Here is a 22,892-nt window from a genome sequence, read left to right on the forward strand (position 1 = left end):
ATCCAGCACGTCCGGACGGTTGGTGGCGGCGATGACGATCACGCCCTCGCCTCCTTCGAAACCGTCCATTTCGACCAGCAGCTGGTTCAGGGTCTGCTCGCGCTCGTCATGACCGCCGCCCAGGCCGGCACCGCGATGACGGCCGACAGCGTCGATTTCGTCGATGAAGATGATGCACGGCGCCTGCTTCTTGGCCTGCTCGAACATGTCGCGGACGCGGCTGGCGCCGACGCCGACGAACATCTCCACGAAATCCGAACCGGAGATCGAGAAGAACGGCACCTTGGCCTCGCCGGCGATGGCGCGGGCCAGCAAGGTCTTGCCGGTACCGGGCGGGCCGACCATCAGCACGCCGCGCGGAATCTTGCCGCCCAGCTTGGTGAACTTGGTCGGGTCACGCAGGAAGTCGACCAGCTCGCTGACCTCTTCCTTGGCCTCGTCGCAGCCGGCCACATCGGCGAAGGTGACCTTGATCTGGTCCTCGCCCTGCAGCTTGGCGCGCGACTTGCCGAAGGACATGGCGCCCTTGGAGCCGCCACCGCCGCCCTGCATCTGCCGCATGATGAACAGCCAGAATCCGATGATGAGGATCACCGGGAGGAAGTTCATCAGGATCGCGCCCAGCGAAATGCCGCTGGACGGCTCTTCCTGGACGATTTCCACGTTCTTGCCACGCAGCACGTTGATCAGGTCGCGATCGTAGGGCGCGGTGATGGTGGCCGACTGGCCGCCACGGGTGGTGTAGGAGAGCTGGCTGGTGCCGCCGCGGACGTCACCGGCGAAGGTCACCTTCTGGACGTTGCCGCTGTCCACCTGGTCCAGGAACTGCGAATACGTCGCGCCCTGGGCGCCCGCGCCGCTGCTCTTTGGCGAGAAGCTCTGGAACACCACCATCAGCACCACGGCGACGACCACCCATAGCAGGAGGTTCTTGGTCAAGTCGTTCATCCTCATTGGCTCCGGTGTTCCTCTAATTCCTGACGCGATTCGTATGGTTGAGCTTACTTGATCTGCGCACGTTTGCCCTGCCCGAGGGCGTATACCTCGGACGAACGCTTGCGGGAGGCTTCCGGCTTGCGGATCGCGACCTTGTCGTACCTGCGGCGCATCTCGCGCACGTAGTCGTCAAAGCCCACGCCCTGGAACAGCTTGATCAGGAACGCGCCACCCGGCTTGAGATGGTTGTCGGCAAAATCCATCGCCAGCTCCGCCAGGTGCATCATCCGCGGTTGGTCGACCGCATCCATACCACTTTTATTGGGGGCCATATCCGAGAGCACAAGGTCTACCGCCTGATCGCCCAGCATGGCTTCAAACTGCGATAGGACGGCTTGCTCCCTGAAGTCTCCGTGAAGGAACTCCACGCCGGCCAGCGGCGGCATCTCCAGGATATCCAGCGCCAGCACCCGGCCGGTGTCGCCGATCTGGCGCCGCACCTGCTGGGACCAGCCGCCGGGAGCGGCGCCAAGGTCGACCACCACCATGTGCGGCTTCAGCAGCCGGTCCCGCTCGAGCAGTTCCTCCAGCTTGTAGGCCGCGCGCGAGCGCATGCCCTCGGCCTGCGCCTTCTTCACGAAGGGGTCGGAAAAGTGTTCTTTCAACCAGCGTTGACTGCTCTTGCTACGGGAAGCCATTGGTAATAGGGCCGGAACGGGTGGTCATGATACCCTGATCGCCCCAGTTAACCGCTTGTTCCTGAATGTCTATTGCCCTGACCTCTGCCCAGACCCGCTTCCTCCGCGGCCATGCCCATGATCTGAAAGCCCTGCTGCAGATCGGCGGCAAGGGGGTCACGCCGGCCTTCCTGGCCGAACTGGAGGAAGTTCTGGAACGCCACGAACTGATCAAGGTGAAGGTGGCTGCCGAAGACCGTGACGCCCGCGACGCCATGATCGCCGAACTCACCACCGCCTCCGGCAGTGCCTTGGTGCAGCGCATCGGCCATGTGGCCGTGCTGTACCGCCCGAGCAAGGAACACCGCCAGATCGTGCTGCCGCGCGGCTGATCCCGGACCCTGACGATGCAGCTGAGCCACGAACTGCCCGATTACGCCTACGCCCTGCGTGCCGCCGATGGGCGCACCGCGAAAGTGAATGACCGCACCCTGGCCAGCAGCTTCGTGCTGACCCCGGACACGTTGATCGAAGCGTGGCCGGTGGCCGACATTGCCGCCCTGACCCCGGAAGACCTGCAGCCGGTGCTGGCCCTGAACCCGGCACTGGTCGTGCTGGGAACCGGCGACACCCAGGTGTTCCCGCCTGCGGCAGTGATGGCCGCGTGCCTGACCCGGGGGATCGGACTGGAAGTGATGAACAACCCGGCCGCCGCGCGGACCTTCAACATCCTCGCCGGCGAAGGCCGCAAGGTGGCGGCGGCGTTCATCCTGAAGGGTTGAACACGGTCGTTTTTGTTCAGGAAAGGCCGCCATGTGCGGCCTTTTTTGTGGCTGCACACCCCAATCGGCGCGACCCCCACCCGGTAGAGCCACCCCATGGGTGGCTGCCCAGCCCAACCCGCGCGCGGCCCCCTGCCCCGGTTACTTCGGCGGCAGGTACAGCAACGGGTCGACCGGCTTGCCGTTGTAGCGGATCTCGAAGTGGAGCATGTCGCGGGTGGTGCCGGTGCGGCCCATCTCGGCGATCTGCTCGCCGGCCTTGACGCTCTGGCCTTCGTTGACCAGGCGCTTGCGGTTGTGGCCGTAAGCCGACAGCCACTGATCGCTGTGCTTGATGATGATCAGTTCGCCAAACCCGACCAGGCCCGCGCCCGAGTACACCACCACGCCCGGCGCGGTCGCCCGTACCGGCTGTCCGCTCGTGCCGGCGATGTCCACGCCCTGCTTGGTCACATCGGCACCGACGAACTTGCCCACCAAGGCGCCATCGGCCGGCCAGCGCCAGCTGATGTTGCTCTTGATCGCCGTGGTCGGCGACGGCGTCGGAGCCGGCGTGGGGGTGCTACCCCCCGGACGCGGCGCGGTCACCACCGTGGTCGGCGCGCGGCCCGGGGCGGCACCGCCCGGATACAGCTTCAGCGTCTGCCCCGGATAGATCGTGTACGGCTCGGCCAGCCCGTTCCAGGCGGCCAGATCACGCGGGGTGATGTTGTGGATGCGTGCCAGCGCGTACAGCGTATCGCCACGGCGCACGACCGCGGTCTGCCCGGGCTTGGCCACCGATGCCTGCGGCGTCGGATGCCCACCACGACCGGGCGACGACGGCTTGACCACCGTGGCCGTCCCGCATGCGCCCAGCGTGGACACCGCCAACACCAGCGCGGTAACACGCAGCCCCCTGCTCAAACGATCAGCACTCATGCGAACTTCGACCTCCAGACTAGCCAGGCGACCAGCGCCACGACCAGCACGGTCGCGATCCAGCCCAGCGGTTCAATCCAACGCCGCAGCGCAGCTTCCGCGCGCGGACCACCAATACGGATGACCGCGGCCAGCACGAACACGCGCTTGCCCCGACCGATCAACATGCTCAGGAAATACTGCGGCAACGGCACGCCGACGATACCCGATGCCCAGGTGAAGACCTTCATCGGGATCGGCATGAAGCCGCCCAGCACCAGGAAGGTGAACACCGCCCAGGGCGATTCCGCCATCTTCGCCTGCACCACGGCGATGCCGCTCTCGATGCTCGACAGCATGCCGAGCGCGGCGAACACCGGCTTGAGCGCCTCGAAGGCGAAATGGCCCAGCGCGTAGCCGACCAGCGCACCGGCCATGGAACCGCCCAGGCTCAGCGTGGCAAACCACCAGCCACGCTTGGGCTGGGCCACGCACATCGGTGCCAGCATCACCTCGGGCATCACCGGGAAGATGATCGCCTCGATGAAGCTCAGCACCGTCAAATAGGTGGGCGCGCGCTCGTGCGCGGCCCATTTCATCGCCCGCTCGTACAGCGGACCAAAGATCTTCATGACGCCACGCTCCTGTGAATCAATCCAGCATGCCAGACAGCAGCGGTACGAACGTGACCGGTGCCAGTACCTGCTGCTCGATGCTGCCGTCGTCGCGACGGGTCAACTGCACCAGCGACTGCGCGCCCGGCCCACCTACCGGCGCCACCAGCCGCCCGCCGATGGCCAGCTGCTCGACCAGCGCGTCGACCAGCGCCGGTGCGGCGGCGGTGACCACGATCGCATCGAACGGGCCGTGCTCGGCCCAGCCGACGCGGCCATCGTCATGCTTGGTGCGGATGTTCATGCCCAGCGCACGGAAACGCTTGCGCGCCTGGCGCAGCAGGTCGCCGATGCGCTCGACGGTATAGACCTCCAACCCCAGCGCGCCAAGGATCGCGGCCTGGTAGCCCGAACCGGTGCCCACTTCCAGCACCTTCTTCGGCGAGGAGCGCAGCACCGCTTCGGTCATCCGTGCGACTACCCACGGCTGGGAGATGGTCTGGCCGTGGCCGATCGGCAGGGCGGTGTCTTCATAGGCGCGTGAGGCCAGTGCCTCGTCGATGAACAGGTGGCGTGGCACCACCCGGATCGCGTTGAGCGTGTCCTCGTCGACGATGCCGGCTTCGCGCAGGCGCTCGACCAGACGGTCGCGCACGCGCTGGGAGGTCATGCCGATGCCGACGGCTTCGGGTTGCAGGCGCAGGCGCTGGCTCATGCCGGGCGATCCAGCGCGGCCGTCAGCCCGCCGACCCAGCTGGCCACCTTCTCCAGCGCCTGGTAGCGGGTGAGGTCGACCTGGATCGGGGTGATCGAAATGAAACCGTTGCGCACCGCATGGAAATCGGTGCCGGGGCCGGAGTCCTGCTCGCGCCCGGCCGGCCCGATCCAGTACACCTCGTTGCCGCGCGGATCGCGCTGGGCGATGCAGCCCTCGGCGCGATGCCGGTTGCCCAGCCGGGTCACCTCGAATCCGCGGATCTCACTCCACGGCAGGTCCGGCACGTTGACGTTGAGAATGGTGTCGGCGGGCAGCGGATCGGCCTTGAGCCGCGTCACGATCTCCACCGCGGCGCGCGCAGCGGTCTCGAAATTGCGTGCCTCGTGGTTGTGCGTCACCAGCGACATCGCCACCGCCGGCAGGCCGAGAAAACGTCCTTCCATCGCGGCCGATACCGTGCCGGAATAGATGACGTCATCGCCCAGGTTCGCAGCGTTGTTGATGCCGGAGACCACGATGTCCGGTTCGTACTCGAGCACGCCGGTCAGCGCCAGGTGCACGCAGTCGGTGGGGGTGCCGGCTACTGAACAGGTGTAATGATCGATGCGCTTGACGCGGATCGGCAGGTCCAGGGTGAGCGAGTTGCTGGCACCGGAGCGGTCACGGTCTGGCGCGAACACCGTCACTTCATGACCGGCGTCACGCAATACCGAGGCGAGCATCCTGATGCCCGGCGCGTCGACACCGTCGTCGTTGCTGACCAGGATCCGCATCTGCGATTTAACCGCTTGATTTTTCAAGACTTCGATTCCATCACTTTCCAGCGTTGGCGGGGCCGGCCCTCCCCGGTACGGGGAACGCCGACCGCGCAAGTGCGTCAGCTATTGTGCCGCAAGCGGGCAGATCGTCCTACCCCGGCTGACGGTAGGCAGCGGCCATCGCATGGCATTACGCTGTACGCATGTCACATTCTGAAGACGAAGACCCCGCCGCCCTGTTCCGCTCGGCAATCGGCGAGGTCAAGCCCCTGCGCAAGCCCGCGGCCGCACCGCCGGCCGTACCGCGGCCGAAGCCGCGTGCGCGCATGGCCGAACGTGACGAGGATGAAGCGCGTGGCGAATTCGCGCGCCTGCTGCGCGACAGCAGCCCGCTGGAAGCCGGCGACACCGCCAGTTACCGGCGCGACAACCTGCCGGCGCGGATGTTCCAACGGCTCAAGCGTGGCCAGTATTCGGTGCAGGACGAACTGGACCTGCACGGGGCCACGGTGGTGCAGGCGGAAAACCTGCTGCGCCAGTTCCTGCTGGAAGCGCACGCGCACGACTACGGCTGCGTGCGCATCATCCACGGCAAGGGCCTGCAGTCCGATGGCGGCGCGCCGGTGTTGAAGAACCTGGTCGACCGCCTGCTGCGCCAGCGCAACGACGTGCTGGCCTTCCATTCGGCGCCGGCCGGGCAAGGCGGCACCGGCGCAGTACTGGTGTTGCTGGCGAACCGGTAAAACCGCCCGCTGGGTAGCTGCACGCAGCGCCGGAACACCGTAGAGCCACCCCATGGGTGGCTGCACGCAGTGCCGGAACACCGTAGAGCCACCCCATGGGTGGCTGCACGCGTTGCCTGATAGGAGAGCAGCCACGCATGGCGTGGCTCTACCGCGCCTGATGCCGCAATCAATCCGCCGTGGGGACCGTCTGGCTCGCGTCTTCCACCGGGCCCAGCTCGTGCAGCACGGCGGTGGCGTAGCAGCCCGGCGGCAGTGCGAAGCTGAGTTCGAGGACATCCGGCTGCAGCCAGGTGTGCTGCAGCATCGCCGGACGCAGGCGCAGCGCGCGACGCTCCTGCTTCAGGCGCGCGCTTTCCAGGCCAGCACGCAGCGTCAGCGATTGTTCGTCCGATACCGCGCCCACCTCCAGATCGGCGGCCGCGCCGGTGCTGCGCAGCTCTCCCTCGCCCCACAACGGGCCACTGGGATGGATGTCGAAGCGACCCAGACGGTCGGCCAGCAGATCCGTCCACGGCTCCGGACCGAACACGCTGCGGCTCCCGTCGAGCATCCACACCTCGCCGTCCAGCGGCGTGTCCCAGTTGCCCTGCGCGACGCGTTCGGCCAGCACCTGGTTGAACAACGCCGAGCGTGCCGCCGACAACAGCAGCGAACGCTGGTCCGGGCGCACGCGTCGGCCGCCGAACATCGCCAGCGCCGCCGGCACGTTGCCCCCGTCGCGACCGAAACGCTGCTCGCCGAACCAGTTCGGCAGGCCCCGCGCGGCGATCAGCGACAGCCGCTCGTCGATCGCCCTGGCATCGCCCTGCACCTCGCGCAGCACCAGTTTGAACCGGTTGCCGGCGAGCGCGCCGCGCTGCAGCTTGCGGTTGTGCCAGGTCGATTCGACCACCTCGATTTCATCGGAGGCCAGCAGCGCCGGATCCGGAGCGATGCGCTTGGGCAGATGCACGCTGAAACGCTGGGTGGTCACCGCGTGCCGGTCCTTCATGCCCGCGTAGCTGACCGCCATGTCCGGCAATCCGGCCCACCGGGCCAGCACCTTGGCCACGTGCACGGTATTGGCACCGCGCTTGCGGAGGGTCAGCAGCAGGTGCTCGCCCTCCCCGCTCGGCTCGAACGCCGGCAGCTCGTCGACCTGGAAATCTTTCGGAACGCTGCGGATCTTCGCGCTCAGCAGCGGCGCACCGAACGCCAGCGGCAGCGGGATCACAGCGCCACCAACAGCACGACGGCCTGCGCGGCGATGCCCTCGCCACGTCCGGTGAAGCCCAGCTTCTCCGAGGTGGTGGCCTTGACGCTGACCGCATCGAGCGCGACACCCAGCACGGCGGCAATGCGCTCGCGCATGGCCAGCGCATGCGGCCCCACCTTGGGACGCTCGCAGATCACGGTGATGTCGGTGTTGCCCACCTGCCAGCCGCGCTCGCGCAGCAGGCTGTTGCAGTGGGCCAGGAAGCGGCTGCTGTCGGCATCCTTCCAGCGCATGTCCGAGGGCGGGAAGTGCTGGCCGATATCGCCCAGCGACAGCGCACCGAGCATCGCATCGCACAGCGCGTGCAGGATCACATCGCCGTCGCTATGGGCGAGCACGCCGCAGCTGTGCGGCACGCGGATGCCGCCGAGCATGATGTGGTCGCCATCGCCGAAGGCGTGGACGTCGTAACCCTGTCCGATGCGGACCGGGGGAAAGGAAGGCGTGTTCATTGCAAAAACCTGCGGTTGTGGCGCCGCACGCGGAATCAGTATCCGCGACGCGACAGCTCGAATTCGAAACGGGACAGATCGGCCGGCGTGGTGACCTTGAAGTTGTCTTCGCTGCCTTCCACCAGCAACGGGCGCAGCCCCTGCCGCTCCATCGCCATGGCGTCGTCGGTGACCTCCACGCCGGCATCGGCGGCGTCCTGCAGCGCGCGTGCCAGCTGGTGGCGACGGAACAGCTGCGGGGTCAGCGCGCGCCACAGGCGGGCACGCGGCTCGGTGGCATCGATGCCGCCGTCATCGCCGGCACGCTTGAGGGTGTCGCGCACCGGCGCGGCCAGGATCGCCCCGACCGGATCGTTGCGCCCCACTTCCAGCAGCCGGCCCAGATCGGCGGCGGCCAGGTTGGGCCGTGCGGCGTCATGCACCAGCACGAAATCATCGGCACGCACGCTTTCGGGCAGCGCCTGCAGCCCGGCCAGCACCGATGCGGCACGGGTGGCGCCGCCGATGCAGGTCAGGATCGGCTTGTCGGCCAGCGCCTGCCAGCCCGGCCAGTCGGTGTCGCCCTCGGCGATGGCCACCATCACCCCGGCGACCACCGGGTGCGACAGCAGGGCTTCCAACGTATGCGCCAACAGGACCCGGTCGCCTGCGACCAGGTACTGCTTGGGTGTCTCTCCGCCAAAACGGGTGCCGCGACCCGCGGCCGGCACCACCGCCCAGACCGTGCCCATCAGGGCACTTCCTGCGGCAGCGCTTCCGGAGGCGCCAGGGCCGCCGGTCCGCGCGCGGGCGCGACCGGGGCATCTTCGACCACGCGGTAGAACTTCTCGCCGGGCTTGATCATGCCCAGCTCGCTACGCGCGCGTTCCTCGATCGCGGCCTGGCCTTCCTTGAGGTCCTTGACCTCGGCGGCCAGCGCGTCGTTGCGCTGTTGCAGACCGGCGTTGTCGCGCTGCTGGTTGGCGACCTGGGCCTCCAGGGTCATCACTTCCCCTGAATTGCCCGGGCCGAACCAGAAACGGTACTGCAGCCACGCCAGCAGCAGCGCGAGCAACAGCAGCGTCCAGCGCCAGTTGCGCATGGGGATCAGCGCTTCAGCGACACGAACGCGTCACGACCGGCGTAACGCGCACCGGCACCGAGGGCTTCTTCGATGCGCAGCAGCTGGTTGTATTTGGCCACGCGGTCGCTGCGGCACAGCGAGCCGGTCTTGATCTGGGTGGCGGTGGTGGCCACGGCGATGTCGGCGATGGTGGTGTCTTCGGTTTCGCCCGAACGGTGCGAGACGATCGACGCATAGTTGGCCGCGTGCGCCATGGCGATCGCTTCCAGGGTCTCGGTCAGCGTGCCGATCTGGTTGACCTTGATCAGGATCGCGTTGGCGGTGCCGGACTCGATGCCTTCCTTGAAGATCTTCGGATTGGTCACGAACAGGTCGTCGCCCACCAGCTGCACCTTGTTGCCGATGCGGTCGGTGATCAGCTTCCAGCCGGCCCAGTCGTTCTCGGCCAGGCCGTCTTCGATGGTGATGATCGGGTACTGCGCGGCCCAGTCGGCCAGGAAGTCGACGAACTGCTCGGAGGTCAGGCGCTTGTTCTCGCCGACCAGGTTGTACTTGCCGTTTTCGTAGAACTCGCTGGAGGCCACGTCCAGGCCCAGCAGCACGTCCTCACCGGCGGTGTAGCCGGCCTTGCCGATGGCTTCCAGAATGGTGTCCAGCGCTTCGACGTTGCTGCGGAAGTCCGGCGCGAAGCCGCCTTCGTCGCCCACCGCCGTGCTCAGGCCGTGGCCCTTGAGCACCGACTTGAGCGAATGGAAGATTTCGGTACCGGCACGCAGCGATTCGGAGAATGAGGTGAAGCCGACCGGCAGCACCATGAATTCCTGGAAATCGACGTTGTTGTCGGCATGCGCGCCGCCATTGATGATGTTCATCATCGGCACCGGCAGGGTCACGTCGCGGCCGTTGGCCAGGTGCTGCCACAGCGCCTGCTTCTTCGAGGCGGCCACGGCGTGCGCGTTGGCCAGCGAAACCCCCAGCAGTGCATTGGCGCCCAGGCGGCCCTTGTTCTCGGTGCCATCCAGGTCGATCAGGCGACGGTCCAGGCCTTCCTGGTCGGCGGCATCGAAGCCCTTCAACGCGTTGGCGATCGTGGTGTTGACGTTGGACACGGCGTTGCGCACGCCCTTGCCCAGGTAACGGGTCTTGTCGCCGTCACGCAGTTCCACCGCTTCCTTGGTGCCGGTGGAAGCACCCGACGGAACCGCGGCGCGGCCGAACGAACCGTCCTCGAGGATGACTTCGGCTTCCAGCGTGGGATTGCCACGGCTGTCGAGGATTTCACGGGCGTGGATGCTGCGGATCGTGGTCATAGCGGGCCGGTTACCAGTCAGGAAGGGGAAACGCCAGAAAGTAGCGTTGAAAAGCTGCCGCGTGATTATCGCCATCCGCCTGCCGCTTGCCAAATCGGCGTTGCCGCGCGGTCGGCGGCCAACGCCAAGGCACGCGTTCAGAGCAGCGCGGGCACCAGCAGAACGGCCAGCAGCAACGCCATCAGCGCAAGCGCGGCGCCACCGCCGACGGCCTGCCGACGCAGCCGGATGGCCAGCACGCTGGCGACGAGGCCGCCGAGCAGCGTTGCCCCGCCCAGCGCGAGCGTGGCGTACAGGTACGGCGCGGTGGCCTGCATCGCGTGGCTGCCGTCACCGGGCATGCCGAAGCTGGCCATCACCAGCACCATCAGCATGAAGGTGCAGGCCCAGGCCCCGATCGACAGCAGCAGTGCGGCCCAGCCCCACGGCCAGGCGCGCCAGTGTCGGCGCTGGCGGCGTGCTTCCAGCGCCGCCCACGGATCCTGGCTCATGCCGGCCGCCCGCACGGACGGCCGCTGCACCCGGCGATCAGACGCCTGCTGCCTGCGGCAAGGCGCCGCCGGCCTTGCGCTCGCGCGCGGCACGGATGAAGCCGATGAACAGCGGGTGGCCCTCGCGCGGGGTGGACAGGAACTCCGGATGCGCCTGGCAGGCCAGGAACCACGGGTGCCGGTCGCGCGGCAGCTCGATCACTTCCACCAGCGTGTCATCCATCGACTTGCCGGCGATCACCAGGCCGGCATCTTCCAGCTGGGTGCGGTAGCGGTTGTTGAACTCGTAGCGGTGGCGATGGCGCTCGGACACCACGTCCTTGCCGTACAGCTCGCGGGCCAGGGTGCCCGGCTTGAGCCGCTGCTCCTGCAGGCCCAGGCGCATGGTGCCGCCGAGATCGCTCTTGTCGTCGCGCTTTTCCACATCACCGGTGGCGGTGCGCCATTCGGTGATCAGGCCGATCACCGGGTTGGGCGACTGGCGGTCGTTTTCGGTGCTGTTGGCACCGTCCAGGTTGGCCACGTGACGGGCGAAATCGACCACCGCGGCCTGCATGCCGTAGCAGATGCCGAAGTACGGCACGTTCTGCTCACGGGCGAACTGCGAGGTCAGCACCTTGCCTTCGAAACCACGGTCGCCGAAACCGCCCGGCACCAGGATGCCGTCGACATCCTTCAGCGCGGCCATGTCGGTGCCTTCCAGCTCCTGTGCTTCCAGCCACTTCAGGTTGACCTTGGTGCGCTGGCGCAGGCCGCCGTGCTTGAGCGCCTCGCCGACCGACTTGTAGGCATCCTGGTGGTCCACGTACTTGCCGACCACCGCGATGGTGACCTCGTCCAGCGGGTGCAGCGTGGCGTCCACCGCCGCTTCCCACTCGGACAGATCGACCGGGCCGGCCTTGTCGCCCAGCTTGAGCTGGTTGATGACGATCTCGTCCAGGCCCTGCGCGTGCAGGCCCATCGGGATGCGGTAGAGCACGTCCACGTCCGGCACGCTGATCACCGCGCGCTCGGAAACGTTGGTGAACTGGGCGATCTTGCGGCGCTCCGAATCCGGCACGACCTGCTCGGAACGGCACAGCAGCACGTCCGGCTGGATGCCGATCGAGCGCAGTTCCTTGACCGAGTGCTGGGTCGGCTTGGTCTTCAACTCACCGGCCGCGGCGATGTACGGCACCAGGGTCAGGTGCATGAACAGCGCCATCTCCGGGCCACGCTCGGTGCGGACCTGGCGGATGGCTTCCAGGAACGGCAACGATTCGATATCGCCCACGGTGCCGCCGATTTCCACCAGCGCCACGTCGAAACCTTCGGTGGCCTCGTCCATGCAGCGGCGGATTTCATCGGTGATGTGCGGGATGACCTGCACGGTGGCGCCGAGGTAATCGCCGCGACGCTCCTTGCGGATCACGTTCTCGTAGATGCGCCCGGTGGTGACCGAGTTCTTGCGGCTCAGGCGGGTGCGCACGAAGCGCTCGTAGTGGCCCAGGTCCAGGTCGGTCTCGGCGCCGTCGTCGGTGACGTAGACCTCGCCGTGCTGGAACGGGCTCATGGTGCCCGGGTCGACGTTGATGTACGGATCGAGCTTCATCATCGTGACGCGCAGGCCACGGGCTTCAAGGATGGAGGCGAGTGACGCGGCGGCAATGCCTTTGCCGAGCGAGGACACTACGCCGCCGGTTACGAAGATCAAGGGAGTCATGGCTGGGGGTGTCCTGTCAGGAAGGGGGAAACGACGCCGGCGCGCAGGGCGACGGACGACGCAAAGGGGAAATGGGGGGCAATCGGGCCGCCGGCTGCGGGGGACACACGCGCCGGGGACGGGATCGAGGGAGCAGCAAAGCGGCCGGTCGGCGAGGTCGGGTTGGCCGTGCCGGTCGCTGAATGGACCGTCACCTCCTGCCTACCCTGCTGGCGATCGCGCACGATCAGGCCAGTCCATTCGCTGATGGATGACACGTACTGCTCCCGGAAAGCGCTAGTTTACAGATTGAAGGCCTCAAGCCCAAGCGCTGGCATGCGGCCTTCACAAAAAAAAGACGCCCCGGCAGTGCCGGGGCGTCCAGGACGGCGCGGGAAGGGGTCAGCGCTTCTTCTTCGCCTCTTCCTCTTCTTCCTTCTGCGGGGCCTGCTCGCCCCGGGCTTTCATCTCGGCGGTCGCCTGGGCGCGGCGCTTGGCCTTGGCATCGGCCTCGGACTGCGCCTTGTCGGCCTGCTCGCCCTGCTGCGGCGTGGGCTGGCCCTGTCCGGCGTTCTGCGCCATAGCCAGCGGCACGGCCAGGACGGCGGCGGCAATGGCAACGATGGTCAGCAACTTCTTCATGGGATGGCTCCTCGCGGTCTCGGCTTGGGTTGGGGATTCCGGGTGACGGATTCCACCAGGCACAGTCTATCGAACCCTGGTCGGCCGGGCCCTGAACGTGCGGCGTGCAAAAAAACCGTCCAGACCGCAAACTTCGCCGTCGCTTTGCGCTTTATGAAGACAGATGAACGCCCGCTATAACGCCGCCGATATTGAAGTCCTGTCCGGCCTGGACCCGGTCAAGCGCCGCCCCGGCATGTACACCGACACCGCGCGCCCGAACCACCTGGCGCAGGAAGTCATCGACAATGCCGTCGACGAAGCCCTGGCCGGGCATGCCCGTACGGTCGAGGTCACCCTGTACAAGGATGGCAGCTGCGAGGTCAGCGATGACGGCCGTGGCATGCCCGTGGACATCCACCCCGAGGAGAAGATCCCCGGCGTCGAACTGATCCTGACCCGCCTGCACGCGGGCGGCAAGTTCAACAACAAGAACTACACCTTCTCCGGCGGCCTGCATGGCGTGGGCGTCAGCGTGGTCAATGCGCTGTCGACCCTGGTCGAGGTGCATATCAAGCGCGACGGCAGCGAACACCGCATCACCTTCCGCAATGGCGATCGCGCCACCCCGCTGGAAGTGGTCGGCAGCGTCGGCAAGAAGAACACCGGTACCCGCGTGCGCTTCTGGGCCGACCCGAAGTATTTCGATACACCCAAGTACAACCTGCGTGCGCTGCGCCATCTGCTGCGCGCCAAGGCCGTGCTGTGCCCGGGGCTGACCGTCAAGCTGCGCGACGAAGCCACCGACGAGCAGGACAGCTGGTACTACGAAGACGGCCTGAGCGATTACCTCAAGGCCGAACTCGGCGAGCGCGAAATGCTGCCGGCCGACCTGTTCGTGGGTCACCTCAAGAAGGAAAACGAGATCGTGGACTGGGCCCTGGCCTGGATCCCCGAGGGTGAGCTGGTCCAGGAGAGCTACGTCAACCTGATCCCGACCGCCCAGCACGGCACCCACGCCAATGGCCTGCGCACCGGCCTGACCGAAGCGCTGCGCGAGTTCTGCGACTTCCGCAACCTGCTGCCGCGCGGCGTCAAGCTGGCCCCGGAAGATGTGTGGGACCGCGTGTCGTTCGTGCTGTCGCTGAAGATGACCGACCCGCAGTTCAGCGGCCAGACCAAGGAGCGCCTGTCCTCGCGCCAGGCTGCCGGTTTCGTCGAAGGCGCCGCGCACGATGCCTTCAGCCTGCTGCTCAACCAGAACGTGGAGACCGGCGAGAAGATCGCCCAGCTGGCCATCGAGCGCGCCAGCGCGCGCCTGAAGACCGAAAAGCTGGTGACCCGCAAGAAGGTCACCCAGGGCCCCGCCCTGCCCGGCAAGCTGGCCGACTGCATCAGCCAGGATCTCTCGCGCACCGAGCTGTTCCTGGTCGAAGGCGACTCGGCCGGCGGCAGTGCCAAGCAGGCCCGCGACAAGGACTTCCAGGCGATCATGCCGCTGCGCGGCAAGATCCTGAACACCTGGGAAGTTTCCTCGGGCAGCGTGCTGGCGTCGGAGGAAGTGCACAACCTGGCCATTGCGATCGGCTGCGATCCGGGCAAGGACGACATCACCGGGCTGCGCTACGGCAAGGTGGTGATCCTGGCCGACGCCGACTCGGACGGCCTGCATATCGCGACGCTGCTGACGGCGCTGTTCCTCAAGCACTTCCCCGCGCTGGTCGATGCCGGCCATGTGTTCGTGGCGATGCCGCCGCTGTTCCGCATCGACGTGGGCAAGCAGGTGTTCTACGCCCTGGACGAGGAAGAGAAGCGCACGATGCTGGACAAGATCGAGCGCGAGAAGATCAAGGGCACGGTCAGCGTCACGCGCTTCAAGGGCCTGGGCGAAATGAACCCGCCGCAGCTGCGCGAATCGACCATCCATCCCGATACGCGTCGGCTGGTGCAGTTGACCATCGACGATGGCGAGCAGACCCATTCGCTGATGGACATGCTGCTGGCCAAGAAGCGCGCCTCTGACCGCAAGCAGTGGCTGGAGAACAAGGGCGATCTGGCATCGCTGGAAGTTTGAGAATCGCCTGACCGCTGCAGAAAAAGCCCGCCATCCCGGCGGGCTTTTTCGTACTGCCGCCTCGCTCCCGACGGCCGCACGGTCATAGCCGCCAGTAGCGCGCGATAATCGGGGAGATTTCGCATCTGGAGCTTCACATGGATAGCATCCGCCCGGCCTTGCCCGACGACTACGACGCCATCGCCACCGTGTGGGAAGCGTCGGTGCGCGCCACCCATGACTTCCTGCCCGAGCAGGCGATCGCTACGCTGCGTCCACTGATCCGCGAGGTGTACCTGGCGGCGGTGGACCTGCACGTGCAATGCGACGCGCACGGGCAGATCGAGGGCTTCGTCGGGGTTGCCGAGGGCAGGATCGAAATGTTGTTCATCGCCCCGTCGCGTCGTGGCGGCGGCATCGGCAAACGCCTGCTGCACCATGCAATCGAACAGCTTGGTGCGACCGCGCTGGACGTCAACGAGCAGAATCCGCAGGCGCTGGGCTTCTACCAGCATCACGGCTTCCAGATTACCGGCCGCTCGCCGCTGGACGGCCAGGGCAACCCCTATCCGCTGCTGCACATGACACTGTCGGGCACCGTGGCGCCCACCTCCTGATCCCACTGGACTCCCATGCACTTCGATTCGACCCTGCAACTGCACAGCGCGCGACTGGTGCTGAGCCCGATCCGCGCCAGCGACGGTGCCGCGCTGTTTGCCATCCAGTCCGACCCGGCCGTGATGCGCTACTGGAACCATGCGGCCTGGACGGAATTGAAGCAGGCCTACGCGCAGATCCTCGACGACCTGGCCGCGATGGACGAGGGCATCCAGCTCAAGCTCGGCATCCGCGAGCAGGCCGACGGACCGTTGCTGGGCATCTGCGTGGTGTTCGGCATCGACGAGGCCTCCGGGCGCGCCGAGATCGGCTACAACCTCGCCCCGCAGGCACAGGGCAAGGGCTACATGCACGAGGCGCTGCAGTGTCTGGTCGACTACCTGTTCGATGCCCGCGGCCTGCGCCGGCTGGAAGCGGAGATCGACCCGCGCAACACACCGTCTGCCAAAGTGCTGGAGCGCATCGGATTCCAGCGCGAAGGCCTGCTGCACGAACGCTGGTGCGTAGCTGGCGAGCTCTCCGATTCGGCGTTGTACGGGTTGCTGGCACGCGAACGCGCCCGCTGAGGGGGTAGCACCGAGCCACCGCCAAAAAACCACAAGCCGCCCATTGGGCGGCTTGTGGTTTGGTGCAAACGAAATCACGAAAGAGTGCGCGCCTATCGCCTTCGATGCGAACTTTCCCACCACTGCTTCAGCGCAAGAAACAGAGGAAGGAATAGAAAGATCACCGCGAAGTAGCCCCAAATCCGCAGCGCAATATGGATAGCGTCCGGGTGGTGGCGGTACGTGAGAACTGCAAAGTACGAAAGGCCAAAGAACGCAGCCAGAAGCTGAATCCCTAGGAAACCTTTCATCATGGAACTCATTTCTTCTTCTCCAGGTCTTTCTGTACGACAGTTGCTCCTGCTCCAGCGAGGTTCTGACCCGCTTGGGAGGCAGCGCCTTGGAGTGCCGATTGCCTTGGAATGCCGATGGGCAGCGCAGGGCACGATTGGAAAGTTTGGGCTGGTCTCGTGGGGAGGTGGTGTCCACTATGGTGCGGCTATCCAGTTCATTTGGCGCCACTGTCCAGTTTGTTTGGTGGCGGTGTCCAGTTCAACTGGCGACGGTGTCCAAGTGTCTGGCTGTATGTACCGGGAGACACTACGCCAGGGACCTACCGGTCGCGACGGGCCCCTCACGCTCGCGACGGACTCAAGCGAAGACACCACGCCGCCCTCGGACAAACCAGCCACATTCGCATCGCCGCGGGCCCTCTACTGCGGCGGTTGCAACGACACGCCTCCCTGTGCCCTGGCGGAAGAACCAAAAAAAACCCGCCGCCCGGCGGGTTTTTTGTTGCAGCCAAGCACGCCCGGCACGACCGGTTCAACGCGGCTCACGCCCAGCCGAACAGCTCGAACAGGCGCAGGATCAGATACGCACAGCCGCCGGCGGCCGGAATGGTCAGGATCCAGGCCCAGACGATGCGCTCGATCACGCCGAAACGCAGCGAACGCGGGTTCTTCGCGTAGCCCACGCCCATGATCGCGGTCGAGATGCTGTGCGTCGTCGAGACCGGCATGCCGAAGTGCGCAGCCAGGGTCAGGATCGTGGCCGAACTCGTCTCCGCGGCGAAGCCGTGGATCGGGTGCAGCTTCACCATCTTGTGGCCCAGCGTCTTGATGATCTTCCAGCCGCCCGAGGCGGTACCGGCCGCCATCACCACCGCACAGGTCAGCACGATCCACATCGCGATACCGTCACCGCTGCTGGCATCGGGGTGCATGAAGGCCAGCCACGACGGCAGGTCGTTCAGCGCACCGGTCGCCTCCGCACCGATCAGCGTCATGGCGATGATGCCCATCGTCTTCTGCGCATCGTTGTGGCCGTGGGCAAAGCCCATGTAGGCCGCCGAGGCGATCTGCGCCTTGCCGAAGAACGCATTGACGATGCGCGGACGCGCCAGGCGCCCCAGCCAGCCACCGGCCTTGGCCATGCCGGCGATGATCGCCCACAGCAGCAGCATCACCAGAATGCCGAGCACGAAGCCGGCGATCGGCGAGGTGATCATCGGCAGGAACACCTTCCACAGCAGACCCTTGTTCTGGGCCCAGGTGCCGATGCGTTCGGACCAGATCAGCGCATCCCAGTTGTTGTGGGCCGCGGCCAGGCCGGCGCCGCACAGGCCACCGATCAGGGCGTGCGAGGACGACGACGGCAGCCCCTTCCACCACGTGATCAGGTTCCAGATGATGCCGCCCAGCAGCGCGCACAGGATCACCTGCGGGGTCACATCGACCACGTTGGTGTTGAGCAGGCCCGAAGCGATGGTCAGCGCCACGGCGGTGCCGGTGAGCGCGCCGATGAGGTTCATGAAAGCGGCGAGCATCACCGCCCAGCCGGGCGAGAGCACTTTGGTCGCCACCACGGTGGCGATGGAGTTGGCGGTGTCGTGGAAGCCGTTGATGAACTCGAAAACGAGCGCGGCCAGGATCACCACCAGGACAAGGGTCAGCATGCTGTGGCGTCCGTCAGCTGTTCTTCAGCACGATCTGGTAGGCCACCACACCGGCCTCGCGGCAACGGTCGATGGCCTTTTCCAGGATCTCGAAGAACTCCTTGAGCAGGAACATCTGCAGGTTGTCCAGGCGGCCGGAGTAGATGTCGCGGTACAGCTCCAGCATCAGCCGGTCGGCCTCGTTCTCCAGCGAGCGCAGCCGCTCGTTGAGCGCGGTCATCCGGTCCAGGTTCATGTGGCGCAGGTCGTTGACCATCTCCACCACCACGCTGGCGGCCTGCTCGAGCATCGCCGCGCGCGGCGCGAAATCGATGTGCTCCAGGTGCTTGGTGGCCAGCGAATAGCGGTCGGCGAACTTCTCGACCTGCTTGGGAATCTTGTACAGCGCCGAGCCCAGCGCTTCGATGTCCTCGCGCTCGATCGGGGTCATGAAGCTGTCCACCAGCGCCTGGCTGATCTTGTCCGAGGCGGCGCGTTCGCGCAGGCGGGCCAGCTTGAAGGCGTCCAGCGCAGGCTGGCGGTCGGCGTCGCGGAGCATCGCGTGCAGCGCCTTGGCGCTGTCCTGGGCGGCCTGGGCAGCCTCGTCCAGCAGGGTGTAGAACTGTTTGCCGGAGCCGAAAATGGTCTGCAGAGAGAACATTGAGAAACCTATTCGCCGTCGAGGAAGGACGGCACCGGGCGGAATTATGACGGTTTGATGTCCAATCCGGGTACTCCCCGTCATCTTCACGCTGGAATGGCCCAGTCTGAACGACTCTGGTTGCTCCCCTGCCCCGGCCTTTTGTTAAGATGCGCGGGCGCCTTCGGGCGCACTCTATGGACGACGACCCTTACCCCCCGCCGCACCGCCGCGCTTACGCGCCCTCCGGTAGCCGACATCGCTTGAACACGCCCTCCCTGCCACCAACCGGGGACGACGCCCGTGTTTGAACTGATTATTGTCCTGGCCTTGATCCTGCTCAACGGCTTCTTCGCCATGTCCGAGATGTCGGTCATGACCTCGCGCAAGAGCCGTCTCAAGCAGATGGCCAGCACCAGCAAGCGCGCCGAACGCGCCCTGGAACTCTCTGAAAAGCCGGAAAGCTTCCTCTCCACGGTCCAGATCGGGATCACCCTGATCGGCATCCTGACCGGTGTGTTCGGAGGCGAGGCGATCGGCCTGGCCATCGCGACGTGGCTGCACGGGATGTTCCCGGCCTTCGCCTACTCGGGGGAAGTGGGCAAGGCGCTGGCGGTGGCCCTGATCACCTTCCTGACGCTGATCTTCGGCGAACTGGTGCCCAAGCGGCTGGCGATCACCCGCTCGGAGGACATCGCCGGCCTGGTTGCCTGGCCGATGGGCTGGCTCTCACGGATCGCCTTCCCGGCGGTCTGGCTGCTCTCGCACAGCACCCGGCTGGTACTGCGCGTGCTGGGCCTGGGCAAGGATGAGGCCGCGTCGGTGACCGAAGAAGAGATCCGCATGCTGGTGGCCGAGAGCCACGAGGCCGGCGTGATCGACGCGCACGAGCGCGACATGATGAACCGGGTGATGCGCCTGGGCGACCGCACCGCCGACAGCCTGATGACCCCGCGCAACCGGATCGCCTGGCTGGACACCGTGGCCGATCCGGAGAAGAACATCGCCACCATGCGCGAGAACGAGTTCTCGCGTTACCCGGTGTATCGCGACAACGACCAGGACATCGTCGGCGTGCTCGAGGTCAAGAGCCTGGTCACCCGACTGGTGCGCGATGACCATTCGCTGTTCCAGAACCTGCGTGAGCCGCTGTACGTGTCCGAGTCCACCCATGCGATGAAACTGCTGGAGATCTTCCGCGAGGAACAGCAGTCGATGGCGCTGGTGGTGGACGAGTACGGTGAAATCCAGGGCCTGGTGACAATCAGCGACCTGATGGGCGCGGTCGTCGGACGCCTGCAGTCGGTGGAAAACGTGGACGAGGACGCGCTGGTGGTCATGCGCGAAGACGGCTCGTTCCTGGTCGATGGCTCGCTGTCGATCGAGGACCTGCGCGAGCTGATGGGCAACGCCGAGTTGCCCGACGCCGAGGACGGCGACTACTACACCCTGGCCGGCATGTGCATCCATTACTTCGGGCGCATTCCGCACGCGGGCGAGTACTTCGACTGGGCCGGCTGGCGCATCGAGATTGTGGACCTGGACGGTGCGCGCGTGGACAAACTGCTGCTGCGCACGCTGTCCGAAGAAGAGGCCGATGAACTCACCGGCTGATCCGCATACGCCAGAACCGGGACGGGGCGAATACCGCAACGAGGGTATCCGCACGCTGCTTGCGATGTTCGATCACGGTGACCCGCAGGCACGGCTGCTGCTGGGCACCATCCTCCAGGACCTGCAGGAGAGCGCGTTCGGGGTGTTCCTGTTCGTGGCGATCCTGCCGGCGTTCATTCCCGTTCCCGGCGTGGCCGGCGCCGTGAGCGGTCCGCTGATCCTGTTGATCGGTGCGCAGATGCTGTTCGGCCTGCGTCGGCCGTGGCTGCCCAAATTCATCGCCCGCCGTGGGCCCAGGCGCGGCACCATGCACCGCTTCCTGGCGCGTATCGACAAGCCGCTGCGGCGCCTGGACCGGCTGCTGAAGCCGCGCATGCCGGCCTTGGTGGTGCCGTATCCGGCGCATGCGTTCACCGGACTGCTGTTGATCCTGGTGGCGGTGCTGCTGTCGCTGCCGATTCCCTTCACCAACTATCTGTTCGGCTTCCAGCTGCTGCTGTTCGCGCTGGCACTGCTCGAACGCGATGGGATGTTGATGCTGTTCAACTGGATCGGCGCGGTCGCCGCCGTGCTGTTCTTCGGATTCAGCTCGGGCCAGTTGCTGAGCTACACGGTGGAGCAGTTCCAGCGCTGGTTCTGATGCGCCGGGTGGAGCCGACCGTGGGTCGGCTGCACCTCGGCCGCCGGGACGTTACGCCCCGGGCTTGAGATCCACGGTGCCCGTATCGGACAAGGTACCGGGATCATCGGTCACCGCCGACAACACGAAATACAGCGCCTTGCCCAGCAAGCCGCCCGGGCCATCCCAGTATTCGGCCGATTCGGCGCTGACGTGGATCAGGCGCAGGTTGGGATCGTCCTTGCCGCCCGGGAAGAACAGCTTCATCGCCGGCGACCACAGTTCCTCGATCTTCGCGCGGTCATCCACCACGCGCGCGGTGCCGGAGACGGACACGTACGTGTTGCCCGACGGCGAGGAATAGGACACGTTGACGCGCGGATTGAGCGCCAGTTCGGCGACCTTGGGGCTGTCGGCTTCCGTGGCGAACCACAGGTCACCGTCGAATTCGACTTCCTGGGTGCCGAGCGGGCGGCTGTACAGACGCCCGTCGACGCCGACCGTAGTGAACATGGCGATGTCGACATCGCGGATCATGCCGGCGAGTTGTTTGATGTGCTGTTGGCGATCGAGCTCTGCCATGGGGTGACTCCTTGCAACGGGAACCACCATCACATCCGATCGGCAGCCACGGCCGCGTGAATCGCAGGGTCACGCCACCTTCGCATCGTGCGCCGGTGCAGCCACGCCATGCGCGGCTGCACCTTGAACGAGGCGGGGGTTACGTCAGCCACGCATGGCGTGGCTCCACCGTGGTGGTGGCGCGCGCTTACCCGTTCGCCTTCCACGCCTGCATCGCCAGACCGAACGAGCGCTTGCGCGCGGCGTGGTCGTAGATGTTGGCGGTGATCAGGATCTCATCGGGCTTGTGGCGCGCGGCGAACGCCGCCATGCCCTCGCCGACCTGGCGCACATCGCCCACTACCGCGCAGGCCAGCGCGCTCTGTACGCCCTGCTTTTCATGCGGCTGCCAGAACGCTTCGATGTCGTCGATCGGCGGCGGGATCAGGCCCGGCTTGCCACGGCGCAGATTGACGAAGCTCTGCTGCTGGGTGGTGAACAGGCGCTTGGCCTCCGTTTCGGATTCGGCGGCCACCACGTTCAGGCCGAGCACCGCATACGGCGCGTCCAGGTATTGCGAGCGACGGAACTCGCTGCGGTACACGGCCAGCGCCTGGTCCATCGCATCGGGCGCGAAGTGCGAAGCGAAGGCGAACGGCAGGCCCATCGCGGCGGCGAGGCGCGCACTGAACAGGCTGGAGCCGAGCAGCCACACCGGCACCGGGATGCCCGCGCCGGGCACGGCCCGCACCGCCTGCCCGGCCTGCGCCGGTTCGAAGTAGTGCAGCAGCTCGCGCACGTCCTGCGGGAACTGGTCGGCGCTGTCGAAGTAGCGGCGCAGCGCGCGGGCGGTGGGCTGGTCGGTGCCCGGCGCACGGCCCAGGCCGAGGTCGATGCGGTCCGGGTACAGCGAGGCCAGCGTACCGAACTGCTCGGCCACCTGCAGCGGCGAGTGGTTGGGCAGCATGATCCCGCCGGCGCCAACGCGGATGCGCCGGGTGCCACCGGCCACGTGGCCGATCAGCACCGCAGTGGCGGCGCTGGCGATGCCCGGCATGTTGTGGTGTTCGGCCAGCCAGTAGCGGTGGAAACCCCAGCCCTCGGCGTGCTGGGCCAGGTCCAGCATGTTGGCGAAGGCCTGGGTCGTGTCACTGCCCTCACAGACCGGGGCCAGATCAAGAATCGACAGTTGCATGCGCGCGTTCCATCCAGAAGTCATGCCACCGACATGGGGCCGGGGGCGAGGTGCCGCCAGTGCCGGCAGCGGGACGCTGATTCCTGCGGTTCGGGTTCGTGAGGTTG

General features: G+C 66.4%; 25 protein-coding genes and 1 pseudogene. 8 read left to right on the plus strand and 18 right to left on the minus strand.

From position 1 onward, the window contains the following. A partial coding sequence (locus RTO53_RS02395) for an ATP-dependent metallopeptidase FtsH/Yme1/Tma family protein (protein WP_312236290.1) occupies window positions 1-948 on the minus strand: 948 nt, incomplete at its 3' end. Window positions 949-1,001: 53 nt separating this feature from the next. Next, on the minus strand, window positions 1,002-1,634 hold the full coding sequence (rlmE, locus tag RTO53_RS02400) for a 23S rRNA (uridine(2552)-2'-O)-methyltransferase RlmE (protein WP_312236291.1): 633 nt from the start codon (window positions 1,632-1,634) through the stop codon (window positions 1,002-1,004). A 65-nt stretch (window positions 1,635-1,699) separates the two neighbouring features. Here rlmE and yhbY point away from each other — a divergent pair, with 65 nt between their 5' ends. Both yhbY and RTO53_RS02410 read left to right on the plus strand, forming a co-directional pair. Then, on the plus strand, window positions 1,700-2,005 hold the full coding sequence (gene yhbY / locus RTO53_RS02405; protein WP_256774123.1) for a ribosome assembly RNA-binding protein YhbY: 306 nt from the start codon (window positions 1,700-1,702) through the stop codon (window positions 2,003-2,005). Between the two features lie 15 nt (window positions 2,006-2,020). Next, a complete protein-coding gene (locus RTO53_RS02410; protein ID WP_312236292.1) occupies window positions 2,021-2,395 on the plus strand; it encodes an Mth938-like domain-containing protein in 375 nt (124 codons plus the stop codon). A gap of 141 nt (window positions 2,396-2,536) precedes the next feature. Here the strand turns inward: RTO53_RS02410 and RTO53_RS02415 are convergent, their stop codons facing one another. From RTO53_RS02415 to surE, 4 genes are read right to left on the minus strand one after another with little or no spacing between them, the layout of a single operon-like run. Further along, the gene (locus RTO53_RS02415) at window positions 2,537-3,316 is read right to left on the minus strand and encodes a peptidoglycan DD-metalloendopeptidase family protein (protein WP_312236293.1); all 780 of its coding nucleotides are present in this window, start codon (window positions 3,314-3,316) and stop codon (window positions 2,537-2,539) included. Then, entirely contained in the window at window positions 3,313-3,927 is a 615-nt protein-coding gene (locus RTO53_RS02420; RefSeq protein WP_312236294.1) for a DedA family protein, read from the minus strand. Before RTO53_RS02420 ends, RTO53_RS02415 begins: the two co-directional genes overlap by 4 nt. Before the next feature lie 19 nt (window positions 3,928-3,946). Then, window positions 3,947-4,624 (minus strand): protein-L-isoaspartate(D-aspartate) O-methyltransferase, encoded by a 678-nt coding sequence (locus tag RTO53_RS02425; RefSeq protein ID WP_312236295.1) that lies wholly within the window; start codon window positions 4,622-4,624, stop codon window positions 3,947-3,949. Then, window positions 4,621-5,400, minus strand: a complete 780-nt coding sequence (surE, locus tag RTO53_RS02430; RefSeq protein WP_312236348.1) for a 5'/3'-nucleotidase SurE — start codon at window positions 5,398-5,400, stop codon at window positions 4,621-4,623. Before surE ends, RTO53_RS02425 begins: the two co-directional genes overlap by 4 nt. Before the next feature lie 188 nt (window positions 5,401-5,588). Between surE and RTO53_RS02435 the strand changes: the two genes are divergently transcribed. Further along, window positions 5,589-6,128, plus strand: coding sequence for a Smr/MutS family protein (locus RTO53_RS02435; RefSeq protein WP_312236296.1), 540 nt, complete (start codon window positions 5,589-5,591; stop codon window positions 6,126-6,128). Between the two features lie 169 nt (window positions 6,129-6,297). Here RTO53_RS02435 and truD read toward each other — a convergent pair whose 3' ends face one another. The 8 genes from truD to RTO53_RS02475 all read right to left on the minus strand — a co-directional run bounded on the left by truD (window position 6,298) and on the right by RTO53_RS02475 (window position 13,025). Further along, window positions 6,298-7,344, minus strand: a complete 1,047-nt coding sequence (truD, locus tag RTO53_RS02440; RefSeq protein WP_312236297.1) for a tRNA pseudouridine(13) synthase TruD — start codon at window positions 7,342-7,344, stop codon at window positions 6,298-6,300. Next, complete coding sequence (gene ispF, locus RTO53_RS02445; protein ID WP_312236298.1) at window positions 7,341-7,838, minus strand: 2-C-methyl-D-erythritol 2,4-cyclodiphosphate synthase; 498 nt, start codon at window positions 7,836-7,838, stop codon at window positions 7,341-7,343. Before ispF ends, truD begins: the two co-directional genes overlap by 4 nt. Before the next feature lie 35 nt (window positions 7,839-7,873). After that, entirely contained in the window at window positions 7,874-8,572 is a 699-nt protein-coding gene (ispD, locus tag RTO53_RS02450; RefSeq protein ID WP_312236349.1) for a 2-C-methyl-D-erythritol 4-phosphate cytidylyltransferase, read from the minus strand. Beyond that, the gene (gene ftsB / locus RTO53_RS02455; protein WP_312236299.1) at window positions 8,569-8,919 is read right to left on the minus strand and encodes a cell division protein FtsB; all 351 of its coding nucleotides are present in this window, start codon (window positions 8,917-8,919) and stop codon (window positions 8,569-8,571) included. Before ftsB ends, ispD begins: the two co-directional genes overlap by 4 nt. Window positions 8,920-8,924: 5 nt before the next feature. Then, window positions 8,925-10,211, minus strand: coding sequence for a phosphopyruvate hydratase (eno, locus tag RTO53_RS02460; protein WP_312236300.1), 1,287 nt, complete (start codon window positions 10,209-10,211; stop codon window positions 8,925-8,927). A gap of 137 nt (window positions 10,212-10,348) precedes the next feature. Further along, the gene (locus tag RTO53_RS02465; protein WP_312236301.1) at window positions 10,349-10,702 is read right to left on the minus strand and encodes a hypothetical protein; all 354 of its coding nucleotides are present in this window, start codon (window positions 10,700-10,702) and stop codon (window positions 10,349-10,351) included. A gap of 37 nt (window positions 10,703-10,739) precedes the next feature. Continuing rightward, a complete protein-coding gene (locus tag RTO53_RS02470) occupies window positions 10,740-12,404 on the minus strand; it encodes a CTP synthase (RefSeq protein WP_312236302.1) in 1,665 nt (554 codons plus the stop codon). Window positions 12,405-12,785: 381 nt separating this feature from the next. Continuing rightward, window positions 12,786-13,025 (minus strand): hypothetical protein, encoded by a 240-nt coding sequence (locus tag RTO53_RS02475; RefSeq protein WP_312236303.1) that lies wholly within the window; start codon window positions 13,023-13,025, stop codon window positions 12,786-12,788. A gap of 163 nt (window positions 13,026-13,188) precedes the next feature. On the opposite strand from RTO53_RS02475, the gene parE reads away from it, so the two are divergent. The 3 genes and pseudogenes from parE (at window position 13,189) to RTO53_RS02490 (ending at window position 16,241) form a co-directional block, all read left to right on the plus strand. After that, window positions 13,189-15,078 (plus strand): DNA topoisomerase IV subunit B, encoded by a 1,890-nt coding sequence (gene parE, locus RTO53_RS02480; RefSeq protein ID WP_312236304.1) that lies wholly within the window; start codon window positions 13,189-13,191, stop codon window positions 15,076-15,078. 137 nt (window positions 15,079-15,215) lie between these two features. After that, a complete protein-coding gene (locus tag RTO53_RS02485; protein ID WP_312236305.1) occupies window positions 15,216-15,674 on the plus strand; it encodes a GNAT family N-acetyltransferase in 459 nt (152 codons plus the stop codon). 5 nt (window positions 15,675-15,679) lie between these two features. Then, window positions 15,680-16,241 (plus strand): annotated as a pseudogene (locus RTO53_RS02490) (GNAT family protein). Between the two features lie 814 nt (window positions 16,242-17,055). Here the strand turns inward: RTO53_RS02490 and RTO53_RS02495 are convergent. Together RTO53_RS02495 and RTO53_RS02500 are read right to left on the minus strand one after the other, a co-directional pair. Then, window positions 17,056-18,177 (minus strand): inorganic phosphate transporter, encoded by a 1,122-nt coding sequence (locus tag RTO53_RS02495; RefSeq protein ID WP_312236306.1) that lies wholly within the window; start codon window positions 18,175-18,177, stop codon window positions 17,056-17,058. 13 nt (window positions 18,178-18,190) lie between these two features. After that, complete coding sequence (locus RTO53_RS02500) at window positions 18,191-18,817, minus strand: DUF47 family protein (RefSeq protein ID WP_312236307.1); 627 nt, start codon at window positions 18,815-18,817, stop codon at window positions 18,191-18,193. Window positions 18,818-19,099: 282 nt separating this feature from the next. Here RTO53_RS02500 and RTO53_RS02505 point away from each other — a divergent pair, with 282 nt between their 5' ends. Next, a complete protein-coding gene (locus tag RTO53_RS02505; RefSeq protein WP_312236308.1) occupies window positions 19,100-20,410 on the plus strand; it encodes a hemolysin family protein in 1,311 nt (436 codons plus the stop codon). Further along, window positions 20,394-21,050: an exopolysaccharide biosynthesis protein gene (locus RTO53_RS02510; protein ID WP_312236309.1), complete on the plus strand. Its 657-nt coding sequence runs from the start codon at window positions 20,394-20,396 to the stop codon at window positions 21,048-21,050. Before RTO53_RS02505 ends, RTO53_RS02510 begins: the two co-directional genes overlap by 17 nt. A gap of 51 nt (window positions 21,051-21,101) precedes the next feature. Here RTO53_RS02510 and RTO53_RS02515 read toward each other — a convergent pair whose 3' ends face one another. Continuing rightward, window positions 21,102-21,611: a pyridoxamine 5'-phosphate oxidase family protein gene (locus RTO53_RS02515; RefSeq protein WP_312236310.1), complete on the minus strand. Its 510-nt coding sequence runs from the start codon at window positions 21,609-21,611 to the stop codon at window positions 21,102-21,104. Between the two features lie 187 nt (window positions 21,612-21,798). After that, window positions 21,799-22,785 (minus strand): LLM class flavin-dependent oxidoreductase, encoded by a 987-nt coding sequence (locus RTO53_RS02520; RefSeq protein ID WP_312236311.1) that lies wholly within the window; start codon window positions 22,783-22,785, stop codon window positions 21,799-21,801. Window positions 22,786-22,892 lie beyond the last annotated feature (107 nt).

Source organism: Stenotrophomonas sp. (genome assembly GCF_031995405.1).
Taxonomy (GTDB): domain Bacteria; phylum Pseudomonadota; class Gammaproteobacteria; order Xanthomonadales; family Xanthomonadaceae; genus Stenotrophomonas.

Excerpts from the sequence above, each read along its gene's own strand:
- rlmE (WP_312236291.1), bottom strand. The coding sequence starts at position 1,634 with ATGGCTTCCCGTAGCAAGAGCAGTCAACGCTGGTTGAAAGAACACTTT.
- yhbY (WP_256774123.1), top strand. The coding sequence starts at position 1,700 with ATGTCTATTGCCCTGACCTCTGCCCAGACCCGCTTCCTCCGCGGCCAT.
- RTO53_RS02410 (WP_312236292.1), top strand. The coding sequence starts at position 2,021 with ATGCAGCTGAGCCACGAACTGCCCGATTACGCCTACGCCCTGCGTGCC.
- RTO53_RS02415 (WP_312236293.1), bottom strand. The coding sequence starts at position 3,316 with ATGAGTGCTGATCGTTTGAGCAGGGGGCTGCGTGTTACCGCGCTGGTG.
- RTO53_RS02420 (WP_312236294.1), bottom strand. The coding sequence starts at position 3,927 with ATGAAGATCTTTGGTCCGCTGTACGAGCGGGCGATGAAATGGGCCGCG.
- RTO53_RS02425 (WP_312236295.1), bottom strand. The coding sequence starts at position 4,624 with ATGAGCCAGCGCCTGCGCCTGCAACCCGAAGCCGTCGGCATCGGCATG.
- surE (WP_312236348.1), bottom strand. The coding sequence starts at position 5,400 with ATGCGGATCCTGGTCAGCAACGACGACGGTGTCGACGCGCCGGGCATC.
- RTO53_RS02435 (WP_312236296.1), top strand. The coding sequence starts at position 5,589 with ATGTCACATTCTGAAGACGAAGACCCCGCCGCCCTGTTCCGCTCGGCA.
- ispF (WP_312236298.1), bottom strand. The coding sequence starts at position 7,838 with ATGAACACGCCTTCCTTTCCCCCGGTCCGCATCGGACAGGGTTACGAC.
- ftsB (WP_312236299.1), bottom strand. The coding sequence starts at position 8,919 with ATGCGCAACTGGCGCTGGACGCTGCTGTTGCTCGCGCTGCTGCTGGCG.
- eno (WP_312236300.1), bottom strand. The coding sequence starts at position 10,211 with ATGACCACGATCCGCAGCATCCACGCCCGTGAAATCCTCGACAGCCGT.
- RTO53_RS02465 (WP_312236301.1), bottom strand. The coding sequence starts at position 10,702 with ATGAGCCAGGATCCGTGGGCGGCGCTGGAAGCACGCCGCCAGCGCCGA.
- RTO53_RS02470 (WP_312236302.1), bottom strand. The coding sequence starts at position 12,404 with ATGACTCCCTTGATCTTCGTAACCGGCGGCGTAGTGTCCTCGCTCGGC.
- RTO53_RS02475 (WP_312236303.1), bottom strand. The coding sequence starts at position 13,025 with ATGAAGAAGTTGCTGACCATCGTTGCCATTGCCGCCGCCGTCCTGGCC.
- parE (WP_312236304.1), top strand. The coding sequence starts at position 13,189 with ATGAACGCCCGCTATAACGCCGCCGATATTGAAGTCCTGTCCGGCCTG.
- RTO53_RS02485 (WP_312236305.1), top strand. The coding sequence starts at position 15,216 with ATGGATAGCATCCGCCCGGCCTTGCCCGACGACTACGACGCCATCGCC.
- RTO53_RS02495 (WP_312236306.1), bottom strand. The coding sequence starts at position 18,177 with ATGCTGACCCTTGTCCTGGTGGTGATCCTGGCCGCGCTCGTTTTCGAG.
- RTO53_RS02500 (WP_312236307.1), bottom strand. The coding sequence starts at position 18,817 with ATGTTCTCTCTGCAGACCATTTTCGGCTCCGGCAAACAGTTCTACACC.
- RTO53_RS02510 (WP_312236309.1), top strand. The coding sequence starts at position 20,394 with ATGAACTCACCGGCTGATCCGCATACGCCAGAACCGGGACGGGGCGAA.
- RTO53_RS02515 (WP_312236310.1), bottom strand. The coding sequence starts at position 21,611 with ATGGCAGAGCTCGATCGCCAACAGCACATCAAACAACTCGCCGGCATG.
- RTO53_RS02520 (WP_312236311.1), bottom strand. The coding sequence starts at position 22,785 with ATGCAACTGTCGATTCTTGATCTGGCCCCGGTCTGTGAGGGCAGTGAC.